Raw genomic sequence first — 16798 nt, forward strand, 5'->3', positions numbered from 1 at the left:
GGTGGTATGGAGTAAGAAAAAAGGAGTTTTCTCACATGCCGCAAAGAACCGCAGGAAAAGAAGTAACAGCGCTACTGGAAGAGTGGGGCGTGAAACATATTTATGGAATGCCCGGCGACAGTATTAACGAATTAATCGAAGAACTAAGGCATGAATCAAGCAAAATTCAATTTATACAAACAAGACATGAAGAAGTGGCAGCACTTTCAGCAGCAGCTGATGCGAAACTAACAGGCAAACTTGGAGTTTGTTTATCAATTGCTGGGCCAGGTGCTGTCCACTTATTAAATGGACTATACGATGCAAAAGCGGACGGTGCACCTGTATTAGCGATAGCAGGGCAGGTTGCCTCAACTGAAGTAGGTAGAGATGCATTTCAAGAAATCAAATTAGAGCGGATGTTTGACGATGTTGCTGTCTTTAATCAGCAAGTACAGACAGCAGAAGCTCTGCCTGACTTATTGAATCAAGCCATCAAAGCTGCTTATACCCATAAAGGGGTGGCGGTTCTCACTGTCTCAGATGATTTATTTTCTCAGAAAATTAAGCGGAGTCCCGTTTATACATCACCTCTTTATGTAGAGGGAGATGTGCGGCCGAAGAAAGATCAACTGCTAAAGGCTGCTCAACTCATTAACAATGCGAAGAAGCCAGTCATCTTAGCAGGAAAAGGATTAAGAAATGCTAAAGAAGAACTTCTTTCGTTTGCAGAAAAGGCAGCTGCACCGATCGTCATTACACTTCCTGCAAAAGGTGTTGTTCCAGACAGGCATCCATACTTTTTAGGGAACCTAGGTCAGATCGGGACGAAGCCTGCGTATGAAGCGATGGAAGAGTGCGATTTATTAATCATGCTTGGAACCTCCTTCCCATATAGGGATTACTTACCGGAAGACACACCTGCCATTCAATTGGATATCAAACCGGATCAGATCGGTAAAAGATATCCGGTAGAAGTGGGGATTGTAAGTGACAGTAAGACTGGTCTTCATGAACTAACCTCTTATATTGAATATAAAGAGCAGCGCGGTTTCCTTGAAGCTTGCACAGAGCATATGATGAAGTGGCGAGAAGAAATGGATAAGGAAAAATCTATTGCCACATCACCGCTTAAACCGCAGCAAGTCATCGCTAGATTAGAAGAAGCGGTCGATGATGATGCCATACTTTCAGTTGATGTTGGTAATGTGACGGTATGGATGGCACGTCATTTCGAAATGAAACAGCAGGATTTCATTATTTCCAGCTGGCTTGCCACAATGGGCTGTGGTTTACCTGGCGCAATATCAGCTAAATTAAACGAACCAAACCGCCAAGCTATTGCTGTCTGTGGTGACGGAGGCTTCACAATGGTGATGCAAGATTTTGTAACGGCGGTAAAATATAAACTGCCAATTGTCGTTGTGATCTTAAACAACAACAACCTTGGTATGATTGAATATGAACAACAGGTAAAAGGCAACATCAACTATGGTATAGAGCTGGAAAATATTGATTTTGCAAAATTTGCAGAAGCATGCGGTGGTAAAGGAATCTCGGTGTCATCACATGAAGAACTAGCACCAGCCTTTGATCAAGCACTTCAATCTGATAAACCTGTGATCATTGATGTTGCGGTGACCAATGAACCACCGTTACCTGGTAAAATCACGTACACACAAGCAGCAGGCTTTAGTAAATATTTATTGAAAAAATTCTTTGAAAAAGGTGAGCTGGATATCCCTCCACTCAAGAAAAGCCTTAAACGCTTTTTCTAAACAGCAGGTAGTCGGTCTTCCAATTAGGGAGACTGACTTTTTTTGTTGAATGGGTAAAATCATTTCAATTGTCACTTGTTTTCTGCTGTATAAAAATATAAAGACTGCATTTTTTGCAACTTAAAGCCTATTTTTCCAATTCGGTGAGAAAGGTAAAATAGACTTTATGATCAATAATGGAGGGAGTGGCTTAATCTGGGCAAGATACTTGATGCAAAAGCACTAACCAATGCCATGGATACAAGGGCAAAACACTATCAGGAACTCCGTGAACAAATGATAGATTTAAAAAAGGCACTTCAAGGTGTTGCCAATCTCGGTGACGACTTCACTGGAAAAGGTGCCGATAACATTAAAAGCTTCTACAAAGAACTCGCCGGAAATGTGGACATGTTTATTAGCTTCATTGATAAACAAAAAGCCTTTCATGAAGGTGTTTCTGGGACACTTGATGATACAAACTTTGGCGGCAACACCTTTGTAGAAGAACACTTTTTAGACAACGCTGTACATATGGGAATCAAGAATGCCAAAAGCATCGTGAAGGATCAAAAAAAGGCACTCAAAATGATTTTTCAAGATATTGACGACCTCATTTCTCTGGAGGTATTTGATAGTAAAACCTTTGACGAAAAGATTGCAGATGCGGAAGGTGAACGGAAGAAAACGGTTAAAGATTTAATAGAACTTGATCAAAATCTAAAAGATGAATATGCTTTGTCAGAGACTGAGGAGAAGGCTACAATGGCATTGTACGCAGAAATGATGAATGCGACAAATGACGAAAAATCCATTTCACCTATGAATTTTGACAAGAAAGCGTATCAAAATAGCGAAATCTACAAGGCAAAAAGCGATATTGAGAAGCAAACGTCTGAATATCTGAAAATCAAAAAAGATCAAGAAGAAGCTCGCAAGATCGCAAAGGAACAAGAAGCACTCGCCAACCGTCCGTGGTATGAAAAAGCTCTTGATTACGGAGGAAATATCGTCAATGAACTGACAGGCGTGAACGATGCAAAACGTGCCGCAACAGGTGTCGATCCGATCACAGGTGAAGAACTCACCGCAGGCCAGCGAGTCGCCGCAGGAGGCATGGCTGCAGCAGGATACATCCCGATTGTCGGATGGGCGGGCCGTATTTTCAAAGGCGGAAAAGCCGTCTATAAAACGACTCAAGCCACGTCCGCCGCAGTCAGAGCAGTCGACATTTACAAGACATCACAGAAATCTTTTGACGCCCTGAAAACGTCTCAAAAAGGCTTATATGGCCTCACCGCAACAAACGGCTTCAGCGAAGCGATTACGGGTCGAGATATGTTTGGAAATAAAGTCTCGAAAGAACAGCAGGAAGCGAGTATGAATGCAGCGCTGGGGATGCTTTTGCCGTTTGGGGCGAAGGGGTTTCATGGTAAAATGGGGATTAAGGGTGCTGAAAAATATAATACCCATACGATGAAACACATTTATCATGGTGAAATTAATAAAAGAGGAAAAGCAGTTGGTTATCATCATGAAAGTATGCAAGGTGGTAAGATTATTCCAGGAAGTGAAAGTTTACCTGATAAAAACGGTATTTATAGAGCTAAAGTTGAAATTGAAGGAGTTGAAAAAGTAGCTAAATCAAGTTTCTTTCCTAAGGAATGGAACCGCATTGATGTGTTAAAAGCTATCGATGAAGCTTACCAAAATAAACAACAGATAGGTCCTAATAAATTTAAAGGTATAACATCATCAGGAATTAAAATAGAAATGTATTTGAAAAAAGATGGATCAATAGCTACAGCATATCCATTATATAAAAAATAATATGAAGGTGATTAACTTATATGAGATATCCATATGAATTTAAGGAAGACCAATTTGGTGATTTAGCAATCATACTACCCGAAGAAATAAGTATTTTCTCAGATTTTATACAAGATATTTCATCGATAGAAGAAGTGGATGAATATATAGGATATATTCAAAATGTTATAGATGGAGTATATGAGAAATTTGAAATTACATTGAATGCTACCAGTGTAAATATTAAAAAAGATGAGACAGTAGTTGAACATCATTATAGGATTGAAGAACCTCTTGAAAATAAAATTGAAACGAAGGAATTCATAGAATTGTTGTTAATTTGGAGAGAGAAAATACCGGAAATATTCGAAGATTAAACATCATTGTCGAGACTGAAAAATAAAAAGCACTTTATTGTTATTCAAGGCAAAAAGTGCTTTTTGTTATGAAATAAAACTTTAGATAATTGTCTAAAAAAGAAGTTGCCAAAAATGATCCCAAAAAGAATAACAAGAAGCTCAGTCTACCGTTTTTGGTATGAAAAAGCACTCGATATATGGGAAATAATTTTAGATGACTCCGTGGAGACAGCTTACTACCATTAATAAAGAAAGCTGTGTATATGCCTTGAAAGGAGACATGATGATGTTAAGAGTAACAGAATATAAAGACAGTCAGCCTATAAATATTGAAAATGATCTTTATACACCGATTAATATAGAGTTCGGTAATTGGAATATATCAAAAAAGCCAACGATATATTGGAAAACTGAAGATTTTAAGAAATTCCTAATTAAAATAGGCATAATGAAGGGTCTCTGTGCTTAAAGCGAACAGAATATTTTATCTGAACGCTCTAAAATAATAAATATGAAAGTTATAAAATGAAAGGAGTTTACATGATGGATGATATTCTGACAAAAAAATAACTATAGAAAGTGGTACGGAGTTTGAAAAATCTCTAGAATATGGAGGACCCTACGAGCTAGCAATTGTAGAATTTACTAAAGAAGGAGAAGAAAAACTTTTTACAGGACTAGCCTATGATTTATATGAAAATGGAAATATTGAAAGTTATTTCTATGTAGAGCAAGCTGTTAAGCAGGGAAAGTATGTTGAATTTTACTCAAATGGAAATGTGAAAAAAATAGGTAATATGAATAAAAGTGCTGCAGACGGATATCAAGTCGAGTTTTTTGAAAATGGAAATAAAAAGTATGAATCTGAATATATAGCTGGTCGGAAAATGACTTATATAAAGTACGATGAAAACGGAAGTATTGTAGAGCAAAAAACAGAGCCTGATGAATCTGATTTAAAATACGTCGAAAAATTCAATGGTTAATAAGGAAAAATAAATTCGAATAATGATTGAAATAATTGGAGTAATATTAATCTGTCTCAAAATACAGAGAAGGCTTATATATAAAATGTGATAAAATTTATTAATCTTGACTACTGTTCCCTGTAAGATATGCAGATATCGAGACACGCATTATTCGAAATGAGCTATTAACAAAAAAGGGGAATCAACCAATGCTATGGATTTTCACACAAAACGAACAAAGTTTCGTTAATGTTCACGAAGTCACAGTAACCGGTAAAAAGATTGAAGGGTCTATCGCAGGCGGCGATTCTTGGGTCAAGACGCTCGGCAAGTATGACTCAAATGATCGAGCGTCAGAGATCCTTCAAGACATTGTGAAAGTAATTGAAAAAAACCCAAATGGTACGATGACCTATCGAATGCCTCAGCAGTAAAAAAGAAACCACCTTTCCATAGCGAAAAGGTGGTTTTGTTTATGAAGGTGTTTTGGTAAAGGCTAAAAATAACGGAATGCCTGTGCCGACAAGTGTTGTGGCAAATAGGAACATACCGCAAATGAATAGAAAATGACTGGCTGAAAAGACGAGTGCCAGAATGAGAAATACGATGCTGAGTCCTGCCATGCTATATGATGGGACAAAGCGGCGTTTGTATGTGGCTTTCTTTGTTAGGAATGAGAAGAAAATGCCAAATAATAAAGGGACAATCCATAAGTAAAATAAAATAATAAGAGACATACATCATACCTCGATTTTTTCCTTCTATTTTATCAGATGCCAATCACAACGGATACTACAAAGCTTCACTTTGTAAAATAGTTCATCCAATCGACACAATTAAGTAGGCTGATTGATCGAATTCGTTTTTTGTTTCATATATTCAGGCTGTAAAAGTGCGTACACACAGTGATCGGCAAAGTGGTCGCCCAGCCATTCACATTGTCTTAATATGCCTTCAAGTGAAAAAGATAAACGCTCTGCGATGCGTCTGCTTTTTTGATTATCAACAGCGGCCCTTATTTCAATGCGGTGCAGACCGCACTCTTCAAATAAATAGTGAATGACCGCTTTGCATGCTTTTGTCATGATGCCTTTTCCTTGATAGCCTTCCCCGAGCCAATAGCCAATGGAAACCGTCCGATTAATCCAATGAATTTGGTGGGTGCCAATGATACCAACGAGTTCTCCATGTGACCAGATTCCAGCCTGAAAACCATTGTTTTGCAAAGCTTGTTGCATGGCACCTTGAATAAACGCCATGCTATCTTCTTCTGTCTGCGTCGAATCGACCCATAGCATCCATTCACGTAAGTGTTCTCTTGAGCGTTGGATGAGCAGATACAGACTTCTCGCGTCTCTTGGTTCAAGTAGCCGCATGGATAGATCTTGATCCTGATAAAAAAACATGTGATCACATCCTTTCAAGGGAAATTCTACCACAACCCGATATAAAAGACAGCCTGATCACTGTCTTTTACATAAACGTATCCACAATTAAAAACAGATTAAGTGCGACAACAAGAGCTGCTATCACCCAAGATATTCCGGTCACCCAGCGAGCATTCGTCAAATCGCCCATAATTCGTTTTTTACTTGTAAACAAAATGAGCGGAATTAAAGCAAACGCAATGCCAAAGGATAAGACCACTTGACTCATCACAAGTGCAGATGTCGGATTGACCCCAGATGCAATGATCGCAATAGGGGGAATGATGGTAATCAGCCGGCGGACATATAGCGGAATTCGGTACTGAATAAAACCCTGCATAATAATATCGCCTGACAGTGTACCGACAGAAGAACTGGAAAGTCCGGCTACAAGCAGACCTACACCAAATAAGATCGCTGATACAGGACCTGCGAGAGTGCCAAAATGCTGAAATGCTACATCTAAATCCTCAACAAAAAGACCATTTTTAAAAAATAAAGCAGCTGCTACAATCAACATGCTGGCATTGATGGCGCCAGCAACTACCATCGCAATGAGGATGTCTAAAAACTCAAAACGAAAAATCAGCTTTTTCTCTTTTTCCGTTCTGCCGACGACTCTTCTTTGCGTTAAGGCTGAATGGAGATAGATCGCATGCGGCATCACCGTAGCGCCTAAAATACCAGCGGCAAGCAGTACGCTGTCTGTCCCTTCAAACCTTGGAATGAACAGTCCACCGGCGACACTTGCAAGATCAGGTTTGGCGACAAAGGTTTGTACAGCGAAAGCAATCACGACAACAAACAGCATGCCGGTAATTCCTGCTTCTAACGCTCGATAACCTCGTCTTTGGAGCTCTAAAATGGCAAAAGAACCGATCGCTGCAATAATCGATGCTTCAAGCAGCGGGATACGAAAGAGTAAGTATAAACCAAGGGCAGCCCCGATAAATTCGGCTAAATCTGTGGCGATAATGACGAGCTCGCCCTGAATCCATAAACCAATCGAGACTGGTTTTGGAAACTCTTCTCGCGCAATTTCAGGTAAATTTTTCCCTGTTGCGATTCCAAGCTTTGCAGACAAAGACTGGATGAGTAAGGCCATGAGATTGGATATGAGAATGACCCATAACAGAAGGTAGCCATATTTCGAGCCAGCCGCAATGTTGGTCGCAAAGTTTCCTGGATCAATATAGGCAATGGCGGCGATAAAAGCAGGTCCGAGAAAAGGAAGGAGCCTTCTAAATCCCTTCACCTTTCCTTCAAGTGCACGCTCCGCTGCCACTGACATGTGGGCTTGTGCCTCGATGTATTTGTTTGTCATATGTCATCACCTAGATTCTACAAAGTTTTGCTTTGGCACAAAAAGTTTCCTCGATGCAATTTTTAATCATCATATGCCCATCTTCATGAAAAGTCAACTATCTGAACTAATAGGTTTGTTTATCATATGTAAGTGAAAAAAATAGATACCTTGTCAATCAACACATAAAAAACACCGCCTCTTATCTTAGGCGGTGCATCCTCTGCTTCCTCTTCTTTTCTATCGTTTTTTAAGAAACCCTTGATCCAACGCTGCGGAAGATCAGGCTTAAAATAATGACAAAAATGGCTGCTCCTAAGATCGCTGGAATGATCGCAAATCCTGCCAGACTAGGACCCCACGTTCCAAGTAATCCATGACCAATCCAAGCACCTGCAAGCCCGGCAATCATTGAACCGATCCAGCCTCCTGGTACACTGCCTCCAGCGAGTGCACTCCCAATGAGACCAATGACAATCGCCACAACTAATGAAATCAGAAATCCTAACATGTTGATCACTCCTCTTTTGTTTGTTTATTGTTTACTAAGCAATAACCGTTTTAAAAGAGATTAAAACCTTTCGGAACCACTTCAATGTTCGATACGTATGATGGACAAGGATTGTGTATAATAACAGACATATACTTGAACGGCATCTAAGGAGGCAAATCGCATGGAGGAAAGAGAGTGGTTAAAAGCACAATTAAAAGAGATTGAAAAGTGGGAGAAAGACCAGCAAAAGGTATGGTTTTGGGAGAAACTTAGCCGGCTTCCATTTCAAATGCTGGACAAGCTGACCCCTGCCTTTATTCAAAAAAAAATCGGTGTGTTATTAGATGAGATGGGGCACTATATTCAATCAGGCGGTGTCTATTTGACGTCAGAGAAAGGCATTATTCATCAATTTCAAAAGAAATGTGCCGATGAATCGATTCAGCGTATTGAAGATATTGAGGCGGCTCCAATCGAGGTCATGGATGCCATTAGTGATCAGATGGGGAAAAACCGAACAAACCTCGCCACTGTGCAAGGTGCGACAACAGGTGTCGGAGGTATGTTTACATTAGCGGCAGATATTCCGGCTGTCCTCGGTCTCTCTTTAAAAACATTACAGGATATCGCCGTCACCTATGGCTATGATCCGAAAAATAAAGAAGAACGAGTCTTTATCATTAAATGTTTACAGCTGAATTCTGCTGACGTTGTTGGGAAAAAATCAATATTAAAAGAGCTGAAGAGCTATCATGCATCAGAAGGGAAGCACGAAAACATGATCTCTCAAATTCAAGGATGGCGTGAGGTCGTATATAACTACCGTGATTCGTTTGGCTGGAAGAAGCTGTTTCAACTTGTCCCAATTGCGGGGATTTTGTTTGGTGCAGCGTCCAACCGCTCACAGTTAAAAGGAATTGCCGAAACAGGCATCATGCAATATCGAAAGCGCAGAATATTATCAAGATTAGAGGAGCTCGCTCAGCAAGAACAGCGTGACTCCGGCGCATAAAAAAATCCCTCTCTCAAGGGATTTTTTATTTGGTCTCAGCATCTTCTTCAAACGCTTGAATCGGAGAATATTCATAGCGTGCCCGGAGCTCGCGGATTTGTTTGATCAAGGTGGAACCGATGATCCTTTCTGCTTCATCATACAAAGGATCGAGCGCCTTCATCCATTTTTGCCGCTCTGCTGGTGTTAATTCGTGTATCGCAATTGGAGATTCGCGTTTAATATCCTCCAGCTGATCCTTGTTCATCTGTTCGGCATGTTTTTCGTTCCATGCCGTTGTTTCTTCCATCGCTTCGAGTAAAATTCGTTTCGTCTCAGGTGTTTGACGATCAAAAAAAGATTGATCCGTTAAGACGACATACCCTAAATACCCGTGATTACTGATCGTCATATAGTCTTGTATATGATAGAATTTTTTTGAATAAATATTTGAAATTGTATTTTCTTCACCGTCTACTTTTTTTGTTTCTAGCAGCTGAAATGTTGAATTAAACGATTCCTGATAGGGTTTTGCGCCAAGAAGCTTGAATTGTTTTTCAATCATGTCACTTTGCATAATACGGAGAGATTGCTTTTTTAAATCACTAGGCTGCTTGATAGGGCCTTTATTCGAAGTGATTTGCTTAAAGCCATTTGTCCAGTAGGCCATTCCCTTTAGTCCGTCTTTTTGCAGTGTGCCGAACAGTCTCTGTCCAATCGCACCATGTAACCCTTCTTGGACAGCATCGTAGTTAGAAAAGGCAAAGGGCAGATCAAGTGCCAGCCATTCAGGGGACAGCATGCCGAGCTTTGACGTAGACGGAGCAATAAATTGAACTTGATTCTCTTTTAGTGCATTAATTTCTTCGATATCAGAATAAAGACTCCCGTTTGAAAAGATTTGAATGCTGATCCTGCCATCGGATTTTTCGTGAACAAGCTCAGCAAATTTCTTTGCAGCCAGCCCTTTTGGGGTATTATCTGCGACAACATGGCTGAATTTGAACACAAGCTGATCCTTCAGCCCAGTCTGTTCATCGTCGAAGGTCGTCGCTGATTTAGGCATCATATGATAAAAACCAAAGTATAAAGCGGTTACAAAACCGATGATGAGCAATAGCGTATAGGCGAGTAAATTCTTCATGCGTCAGATCCCCCTTATGTCAAGGATACTTGACAGAGGAAGAATTCGTAAAGATACAGGTGAAAAAATGATGAGAAATCGACTGAAATTACAACAATTATCTATTAGATGGAAGCTCACCATCCTCACATATTTCGTTGTCATTTTTGCCCTTTTAATCGGAGGAATTGTTCTGGTCGGGGGAATTCAGCAAACAGAGGAACGAGAACTTCGAAAAAGGCTCATGAACACGGCAAGAACAGTAGCTGAGATGAATGAGGTAAAGCAGGCATTGGATGATCAGACAAAGGAGCGTGCGCGTTTGCAGCATGCCATTGAAGAGATTCGGATTATCCAAGATGCTGACTACATTGTTGTCATGGATATGGATCACGTGCGACTGACACATCCAGTGAAAACAAGAATTGGCCAGCGCTCAGAGGGGACAGATGAAGAACCTGCCTTTGCAGAGCATATCTATTTCTCAGAAGCACAGGGAGAGCTTGGCACAGCCATTAGAGCTTTTTATCCAGTAAAGGATGAAAAATTTAACCAAACAGGGGTTGTACTAGTCGGAAGAACACTGCCGAGTATGGCAGATATATTAGGAGAAATGAAGCGAGATATCCTCATGATCCTTTTGCTGACGCTCAGCTTCGGGCTTGTCGGTTCATTTTTGCTCGCCCGTCATATTAAACAGCAAATGTTTAAGCTGGAGCCGCATGAGATTGTCAGAATGCTAGAGGAGCGCACCGCTACCTTTCATTCCATTAATGAAGGGGTCATTGCCATTGATAACCAGCACATGATCACCATTTTTAATGAAAAAGCAAAGCAAATTTTCAGCGTGACTGGTGATGTAGTGGGCCGAAATATTTGGGATGTGCTGTCAGATACAAGGCTTCCAGAAATCATTGACCGCGCAGAACCTGTCTACAATGAAGAAATTCATATGAGCGGAAAGCGGATCATGAGCAGCCGAATTCCGATTGTGATGAAAAAGAAAATCATCGGAGCGGTTGCGATTTTTCAGGACCGGACAGAGGCGGCCAAATTGGCGGAGGAATTAACCGGGGTGAAGAACTTCGTTGATGGCCTGCGGGTGCAAAATCATGAACATATGAATAAGCTTCATACAATTGCGGGATTAATTCAGCTGGGGAAAGCCGATCAAGCGCTCGATTTAGCGTTTCAAACGACCGAAGAACAGGAGCATGTGACGGACTTTCTCCACCGTGTAATACAGCATGATGCAGTTGCAGGTTTATTGATGAGCAAGATAAGAAGGGGCAAGGAGCTAGGCATAAAGGTTGAAGTAGATGAAAATAGCAGTCTGCGCGATTTCCCAGAGCGGCTGGATCAGCATGATATGACGAAGCTACTTGGCAACCTGATCGAGAATGCCTTTGCCGCGTATGATACTGTAGAAAGAGACACAAAACTCATTTCTATTAGTATTGATCAAACAGAGGATGTCCTCGCGATCTTAATTGAAGATTATGGATCTGGAATAGAAGAGGACATGATTCCTCATATTTTCGACAAAGGCTTTACTCACGGTAAAGAAGGCGGAACAGGCTACGGGCTGTATATTGTAAAAACGATTATCGACAAAGGAATGGGAAATGTAGAAGTCACATCAAGCATCGGCATTGGTACCACCTTCTCAATCGAATTCCCAATGACAATAGAGGAGAGAGACAGATGACTCAGATTAAGGTGCTATTAATTGAAGATGATCCGATGGTGCAAGAAGTCAATAAAGAGTTCATTAAGAGTGTCCCTGGCTTTCAAGTTGCGGCTGTAGCAGGAAATGGCGAGCAGGGCATCCAGCTGATCAAAGACATTCGCCCAGATCTTGTGGTGCTCGATGTGTATATGCCTAAAAAAGATGGCGTCAAAACACTGCAAGACATCAGAAAGCAAAAGATGCAGGTGGATGTGATTGTGATTTCGGCAGCAAAGGACAAAGAGACGATCGGCACCATGCTTCAAAATGGTGCCCGAGATTATATCATTAAGCCATTTAAGTTTGAACGGATGAAAGAATCTCTTGAAAGCTATAAAGCGTTCAAATCAAAAATTCGTACCGCAGCAGAATTTTCTCAAGAGATGCTCGATGATATCATACGAAAGCCTGCAGTTAAGCAGGAAGAGACATGGCTTCCTAAGGGGCTGAATGTGCATACGATGAATGAAATTAAAGCCTATATGCGTCTGCAAGAAGGAGCACAGTCTGCAGAGGAAGTCGCCAATGCACTTGGGATTGCACGTGTCACGGCACGCCGTTATTTAGACTTCCTTGTAAAAGAAGGCGAGCTGAAATTAGATATGCAATATGGCGGGGTCGGACGCCCTGTGAATAAATATATCGTACATTCTGACTAAGAGACCAAAAAGACCAAAATGTACGATATGTCCATAAGCTTCACAGCCTTTGATGAAATCGCTATCATTTATCTACAGATAACAGTTAAGCGTTTACATCAAAGGGTGAGGGAGTTGATTTTTTATGAAGAGGCTATTGAAGAACCTGACATTTCAGGTCATTGCAGCTGTCATAATCGGGATCATTGTTGGGATGGTTTGGCCAAACGTCGGGAAAGAAATGAAGCCGCTTGGTGACACATTTATTAATGCAGTGAAAATGGTCATTGCACCCATTATTTTCTTAACCATTGTTCTTGGAATTGCCAAGATGGGGGATATGAAAAAGGTTGGAAAAGTTGGGGGAAAAGCTTTTATCTATTTTGAAGTTGTGACGACGCTTGCGCTTGTCATCGGACTGTTTGTAGTCAATATCATGAAGCCGGGAGCAGGTCTTGACTATAGTAAGCTTGAAAAAGGGGATGTCTCGCAATATACCCAAAATGGGGGACAGGGTATCGACTGGATGGAGTTTGTCACACACATTGTGCCATCTAACATGGTAGATGCCTTTGCAAAGGGAGATATTTTACAGGTCTTATTCTTCTCTATTTTATTCGGTGTTGCGCTCGCTGCACTTGGCGAGAAGGGGAAAGGCATCATCGAATGGCTTGATAAGCTGTCGCTTGTCTTCTTTAAAATCATTGGTTACATCATGCGTGCCGCGCCATTAGGGGCATTTGGAGCAATGGCTTATACAATCGGACACTTCGGTTTAGCTTCAATTAAACCACTAGCTAGTCTGATGCTTTCCGTTTATATGACGATGTTCCTGTTTATTTTCGTCGTGCTGAACATCATTTGTAAAATGTATGGCTTCAGCCTGTTCGGTTACCTCCGTTTTATCAAAGATGAAATTTTAATTGTTCTTGGCACAAGTTCTTCAGAATCTGTCCTGCCAAGAATGATGGATAAAATGGAACGATACGGGTGCTCTAAGTCGGTTGTTGGACTTGTCATCCCGACAGGCTATTCCTTTAACTTAGATGGAACCTCAATCTACTTGTCCATGGCCGTGGTCTTCTTAGCGCAAGTGTTTGGGGTGGACCTATCCATCGGACAGCAAATCACGATTATCCTTGTTCTGATGCTCACATCAAAAGGAGCAGCTGGAGTCACAGGAAGCGGATTTATCGTGCTAGCTTCTACACTTGCTGCACTTCAGGTTATCCCGCTAGAAGGTCTTGCACTGCTATTAGGGGTCGACCGTTTCATGAGTGAAGGAAGAGCGATTACGAACCTGATTGGAAATGGAATTGCTACAATTGTTGTAGCGAAAAGTGAAGGGGAATTTGACGAAGCGAAGAGTAAAACAGCGCTACAGGAAATGCGAAATATCAAGCAGGCTGTTTAGTATAAAAACAACCAAAAACCGAAACCTTATGTTCTACATGGGGTTCGGTTTTTTCTTGTGTAAAAAAAGAAAAAACATAAAAGCTTGATTAATTTAGGACGAATCGTAAGACCTCATTGACCTTTTGTTATATAATTTACAGAAAGATCCGATATAATGAATATGAGATCCAACGAAAAATAGACTTTAGTCCTGGCAGGTGTGTAACGTATGGCGGCATTTTTTAAATTGTTCGAAAAACCTGGTGTCAAGAGGTTTTCAGTATTTGTAGTATTAGCCACAGCATTATATCTATTAAGAGGAATGATGAATTTAATCCTCCTGACCTTCATTTTCACCTTTTTAATGAACCGGTTAGAAGAGGTCATAAGAGGCTTTTTAAATCGCTTCCTGAAAATAGGACAGAAATCAGTCATCACCATTTTGTACATCCTTCTAGCTGGTGGATTGACGTTTGGCGGCTTTGTGTTTGTGCCCATCATCGCGAAACAGGTGGAACAGTTATTTCATTTAGGGAAAAAGATTGCAGATCATCCACAAGATTTACCCTTCTTTGACGTCGTCACCAATGTGTTGGGAGATTTCAAAATATCTTCTTTCTTCGAGAAAGGGTTTAATTTCCTCTATACATACTTAACAGATTTCAGCACGTTCAGTATCCAGGTCATTATGTCCTTAATATTAAGCATGTTCTTCCTGTTCGAAAAGGAACGCCTCATTCAATTCATGAATAAGTTCAAAACGAGTAAAATCTCCGTGTTCTATCATGAAATTGCCTTCTTTGGACGTAAGTTTTCCAGAACATTTGGTAAGGTACTTGAAGCACAGTTCATCATTGCAACAGTTAACTGTGTCTTAACGACAATTGCGCTTGGCATTATGGGCTTTCCGCAATTATTTGGATTAGCGGTCATGGTCTTCTTGTTAGGTTTAATTCCGGTAGCGGGTGTGGTCATCTCCCTCGTTCCACTTAGCATCATTGCGTATACACTTGGAGGCGGAATGTACGTCCTATATATTGTGCTGGTGATCGTGATCATCCATGCCATTGAAGCCTACTTCTTAAATCCGAAGCTCATGTCAGCTAAAACAGAGCTCCCTATTTTCTTCACGTTTATTGTCCTGATCTTTTCTGAACACTATATTGGCATTTGGGGACTGATTATCGGCATCCCAATCTTTGTGTTTATCTTAGATATCTTAGAGGTCACGAATAAGGAAGAAAGTAATTAAAAAGTTCATATGACCCTGTTTACAATTTTCTAAAAATAAGGTATAAATAGTATGAAAATATCATATTACCACACGCTTAATCCTTCTAAAGGAATGGGGGACCCAAGTTTTTGGGGTGAATTTTTCTTATTTTAAGAAAAAAGGACATCTCTTCGTCCTAACCCGTCAGCTAACCTCATCAGCGTGAAGAGAGTAGACAGTGGTACACGTATGGACACGCAGGCCCACGAGAAGACTCTCTCGTGGGCCTTTTTGACGAGGAAGGGGAGATTTTATTGAAGCTCGCGACGAAAATTATTATTGCTTTAATTGTAGGTGCAATCACAGGACTACTACTCAACATTTTTGCTCCAAATGTTTTCAAAGTGTTAGACCCTTATTTATTTACACCTCTAGGTCAAATCTTCTTAAACCTGATTAAAATGTTAGTTGTGCCGATTGTCTTCTTTTCGATCACACTTGGTGTGGCAGGCCTTGGCGATCCGAAAAAACTTGGCAGAATCGGCGTAAAAACCATTACTTACTTTCTACTCACTACAACTTTTGCCATCATTATTGGCATTTCATTGGCCTTACTTATTAAGCCAGGCGCATTTGGCAATTTTGATACGAAAGCGGCAGAATATTCCGCTGAGGAAGCCCCATCAATGGCAGATACACTACTCAATATTATTCCAACCAATCCAGTCCAATCTCTAGTTGAAGGAAATATGCTTCAAATTATCGTCTTCTGTGTATTTTTAGGTCTTGGCATTGCCTTGCTCGGTAAAAAAACAGAAGGTATGCTGAAGCTGTTTGAACAAGGAAATGAATTAATGATGTATCTTGTCGGTGTTGTGATGAAATTCGCACCGTACGGGACATTCGGTTTGATCGCAACGGCAATTGGCAGTCAGGGGCTCGATGCCATGAAAGCGATGGGACTTTACTTCTCAGTCGTCTTAATTGCGCTGATCTTGCATTTCTTCCTGACCTATGGGTCAACCGTTGCCCTATTAGCTAAACGAAATCCAATGGCATTCTTCAAAGGATTTTCTCCAGCGATGGTTGTGGCATTTAGTACATCAAGCAGTAACGCAGTACTGCCAGTATCAATGGAAACAGCTCAAAAGCGTTTGAAGGTGCCAGAACCTATTTCAAGCTTTGTGCAGCCGCTAGGTGCGACCATTAATATGGATGGTACAGCGATCATGCAAGGGGTTGCGACTATTTTTATCGCACAAGTGTATGGAGTTGAATTGACCCTTGTTCAAATGCTGACAGTTGTCTTAACGGCAGTACTAGCAAGTATTGGCACAGCAGGTGTCCCAGGGGTAGGGCTCATCATGCTAGCCATGGTTTTAAATTCCGTGAATCTTCCTGTTGAGGGCATTGCGCTGATCCTTGGCATAGACCGCTTATTAGACATGGCAAGAACCGTGGTCAATATTACAGGTGACGCAGCATGTGCGGTGATTGTTTCTGAAACCGAGAAGAAACATGAGAAGGAAGCACCAACACCTAATTTATCACTGTAACAACAAAAAGGGCTGACTGGATCAGCCCTTTTTTTCGTGGAACGGCTTGTCTAGCGTG

The 16798-nt window shown here is 40.9% G+C and carries 16 protein-coding genes, 1 pseudogene and 1 riboswitch; of the genes and pseudogenes, 12 read left to right on the forward strand and 5 right to left on the reverse strand.

Annotation, left to right across the window (positions count from 1 at the left end; all coding sequences use genetic code 11):
* Nucleotides 1–35: 35 nt before the first annotated feature.
* The 6 genes and pseudogenes from NST09_RS02475 (at nt 36) to NST09_RS02500 (ending at nt 5306) form a co-directional block, all read left to right on the forward strand.
* On the forward strand, nt 36–1757 hold the full coding sequence (locus NST09_RS02475) for a pyruvate oxidase (protein WP_216943195.1): 1722 nt from the start codon (nt 36–38) through the stop codon (nt 1755–1757).
* 195 nt (nt 1758–1952) lie between these two features.
* Nucleotides 1953–3566 (forward strand): T7SS effector LXG polymorphic toxin, encoded by a 1614-nt coding sequence (locus tag NST09_RS02480; RefSeq protein ID WP_342493545.1) that lies wholly within the window; start codon nt 1953–1955, stop codon nt 3564–3566.
* Between the two features lie 20 nt (nt 3567–3586).
* The gene (locus tag NST09_RS02485) at nt 3587–3922 is read left to right on the forward strand and encodes a hypothetical protein (protein WP_017366649.1); all 336 of its coding nucleotides are present in this window, start codon (nt 3587–3589) and stop codon (nt 3920–3922) included.
* A gap of 268 nt (nt 3923–4190) precedes the next feature.
* Nucleotides 4191–4373, forward strand: a complete 183-nt coding sequence (locus NST09_RS02490; RefSeq protein WP_342493317.1) for a hypothetical protein — start codon at nt 4191–4193, stop codon at nt 4371–4373.
* Between the two features lie 71 nt (nt 4374–4444).
* Nucleotides 4445–4890: pseudogene (locus NST09_RS02495) on the forward strand (hypothetical protein).
* A 191-nt stretch (nt 4891–5081) separates the two neighbouring features.
* Entirely contained in the window at nt 5082–5306 is a 225-nt protein-coding gene (locus NST09_RS02500; protein WP_035704197.1) for a hypothetical protein, read from the forward strand.
* A 39-nt stretch (nt 5307–5345) separates the two neighbouring features.
* On the opposite strand, the gene NST09_RS02505 is transcribed toward NST09_RS02500, so the two are convergent.
* From NST09_RS02505 to NST09_RS02520, 4 genes are all read right to left on the reverse strand, one after another.
* On the reverse strand, nt 5346–5609 hold the full coding sequence (locus NST09_RS02505; protein ID WP_008346966.1) for a hypothetical protein: 264 nt from the start codon (nt 5607–5609) through the stop codon (nt 5346–5348).
* Nucleotides 5610–5708: 99 nt separating this feature from the next.
* Nucleotides 5709–6278, reverse strand: a complete 570-nt coding sequence (locus tag NST09_RS02510; protein ID WP_008346964.1) for a GNAT family protein — start codon at nt 6276–6278, stop codon at nt 5709–5711.
* A gap of 67 nt (nt 6279–6345) precedes the next feature.
* Nucleotides 6346–7623 (reverse strand): Nramp family divalent metal transporter, encoded by a 1278-nt coding sequence (locus NST09_RS02515; RefSeq protein WP_008346963.1) that lies wholly within the window; start codon nt 7621–7623, stop codon nt 6346–6348.
* Nucleotides 7624–7852: 229 nt separating this feature from the next.
* On the reverse strand, nt 7853–8113 hold the full coding sequence (locus NST09_RS02520; protein ID WP_003214275.1) for a GlsB/YeaQ/YmgE family stress response membrane protein: 261 nt from the start codon (nt 8111–8113) through the stop codon (nt 7853–7855).
* Nucleotides 8114–8276: 163 nt separating this feature from the next.
* On the opposite strand from NST09_RS02520, the gene NST09_RS02525 reads away from it, so the two are divergent.
* Nucleotides 8277–9107 (forward strand): EcsC family protein, encoded by an 831-nt coding sequence (locus tag NST09_RS02525; RefSeq protein ID WP_007496524.1) that lies wholly within the window; start codon nt 8277–8279, stop codon nt 9105–9107.
* 25 nt (nt 9108–9132) lie between these two features.
* Here NST09_RS02525 and NST09_RS02530 read toward each other — a convergent pair whose 3' ends face one another.
* The gene (locus tag NST09_RS02530; protein WP_025206786.1) at nt 9133–10230 is read right to left on the reverse strand and encodes a TRAP transporter substrate-binding protein; all 1098 of its coding nucleotides are present in this window, start codon (nt 10228–10230) and stop codon (nt 9133–9135) included.
* Nucleotides 10231–10312: 82 nt separating this feature from the next.
* Here NST09_RS02530 and NST09_RS02535 point away from each other — a divergent pair, with 82 nt between their 5' ends.
* From NST09_RS02535 to NST09_RS02555, 5 genes are all read left to right on the forward strand, one after another.
* On the forward strand, nt 10313–11917 hold the full coding sequence (locus NST09_RS02535; protein ID WP_187442263.1) for a sensor histidine kinase: 1605 nt from the start codon (nt 10313–10315) through the stop codon (nt 11915–11917).
* The gene (locus tag NST09_RS02540) at nt 11914–12597 is read left to right on the forward strand and encodes a response regulator (protein ID WP_039166112.1); all 684 of its coding nucleotides are present in this window, start codon (nt 11914–11916) and stop codon (nt 12595–12597) included. Before NST09_RS02535 ends, NST09_RS02540 begins: the two co-directional genes overlap by 4 nt.
* Nucleotides 12598–12721: 124 nt before the next feature.
* Nucleotides 12722–13990: a C4-dicarboxylate transporter DctP gene (gene dctP, locus NST09_RS02545; RefSeq protein WP_007496516.1), complete on the forward strand. Its 1269-nt coding sequence runs from the start codon at nt 12722–12724 to the stop codon at nt 13988–13990.
* Nucleotides 13991–14200: 210 nt separating this feature from the next.
* A complete protein-coding gene (locus NST09_RS02550; RefSeq protein ID WP_342493318.1) occupies nt 14201–15223 on the forward strand; it encodes an AI-2E family transporter in 1023 nt (340 codons plus the stop codon).
* 63 nt (nt 15224–15286) lie between these two features.
* Nucleotides 15287–15421: riboswitch (cyclic di-AMP (ydaO/yuaA leader) on the forward strand.
* 77 nt (nt 15422–15498) lie between these two features.
* Complete coding sequence (locus NST09_RS02555; protein WP_342493319.1) at nt 15499–16740, forward strand: dicarboxylate/amino acid:cation symporter; 1242 nt, start codon at nt 15499–15501, stop codon at nt 16738–16740.
* The last annotated feature ends 58 nt before the right edge of the window (nt 16741–16798 follow it).

The sequence above is a fragment of the Bacillus sp. FSL W7-1346 genome, from assembly GCF_038593335.1.
GTDB lineage: Bacteria > Bacillota > Bacilli > Bacillales > Bacillaceae > Bacillus > Bacillus altitudinis.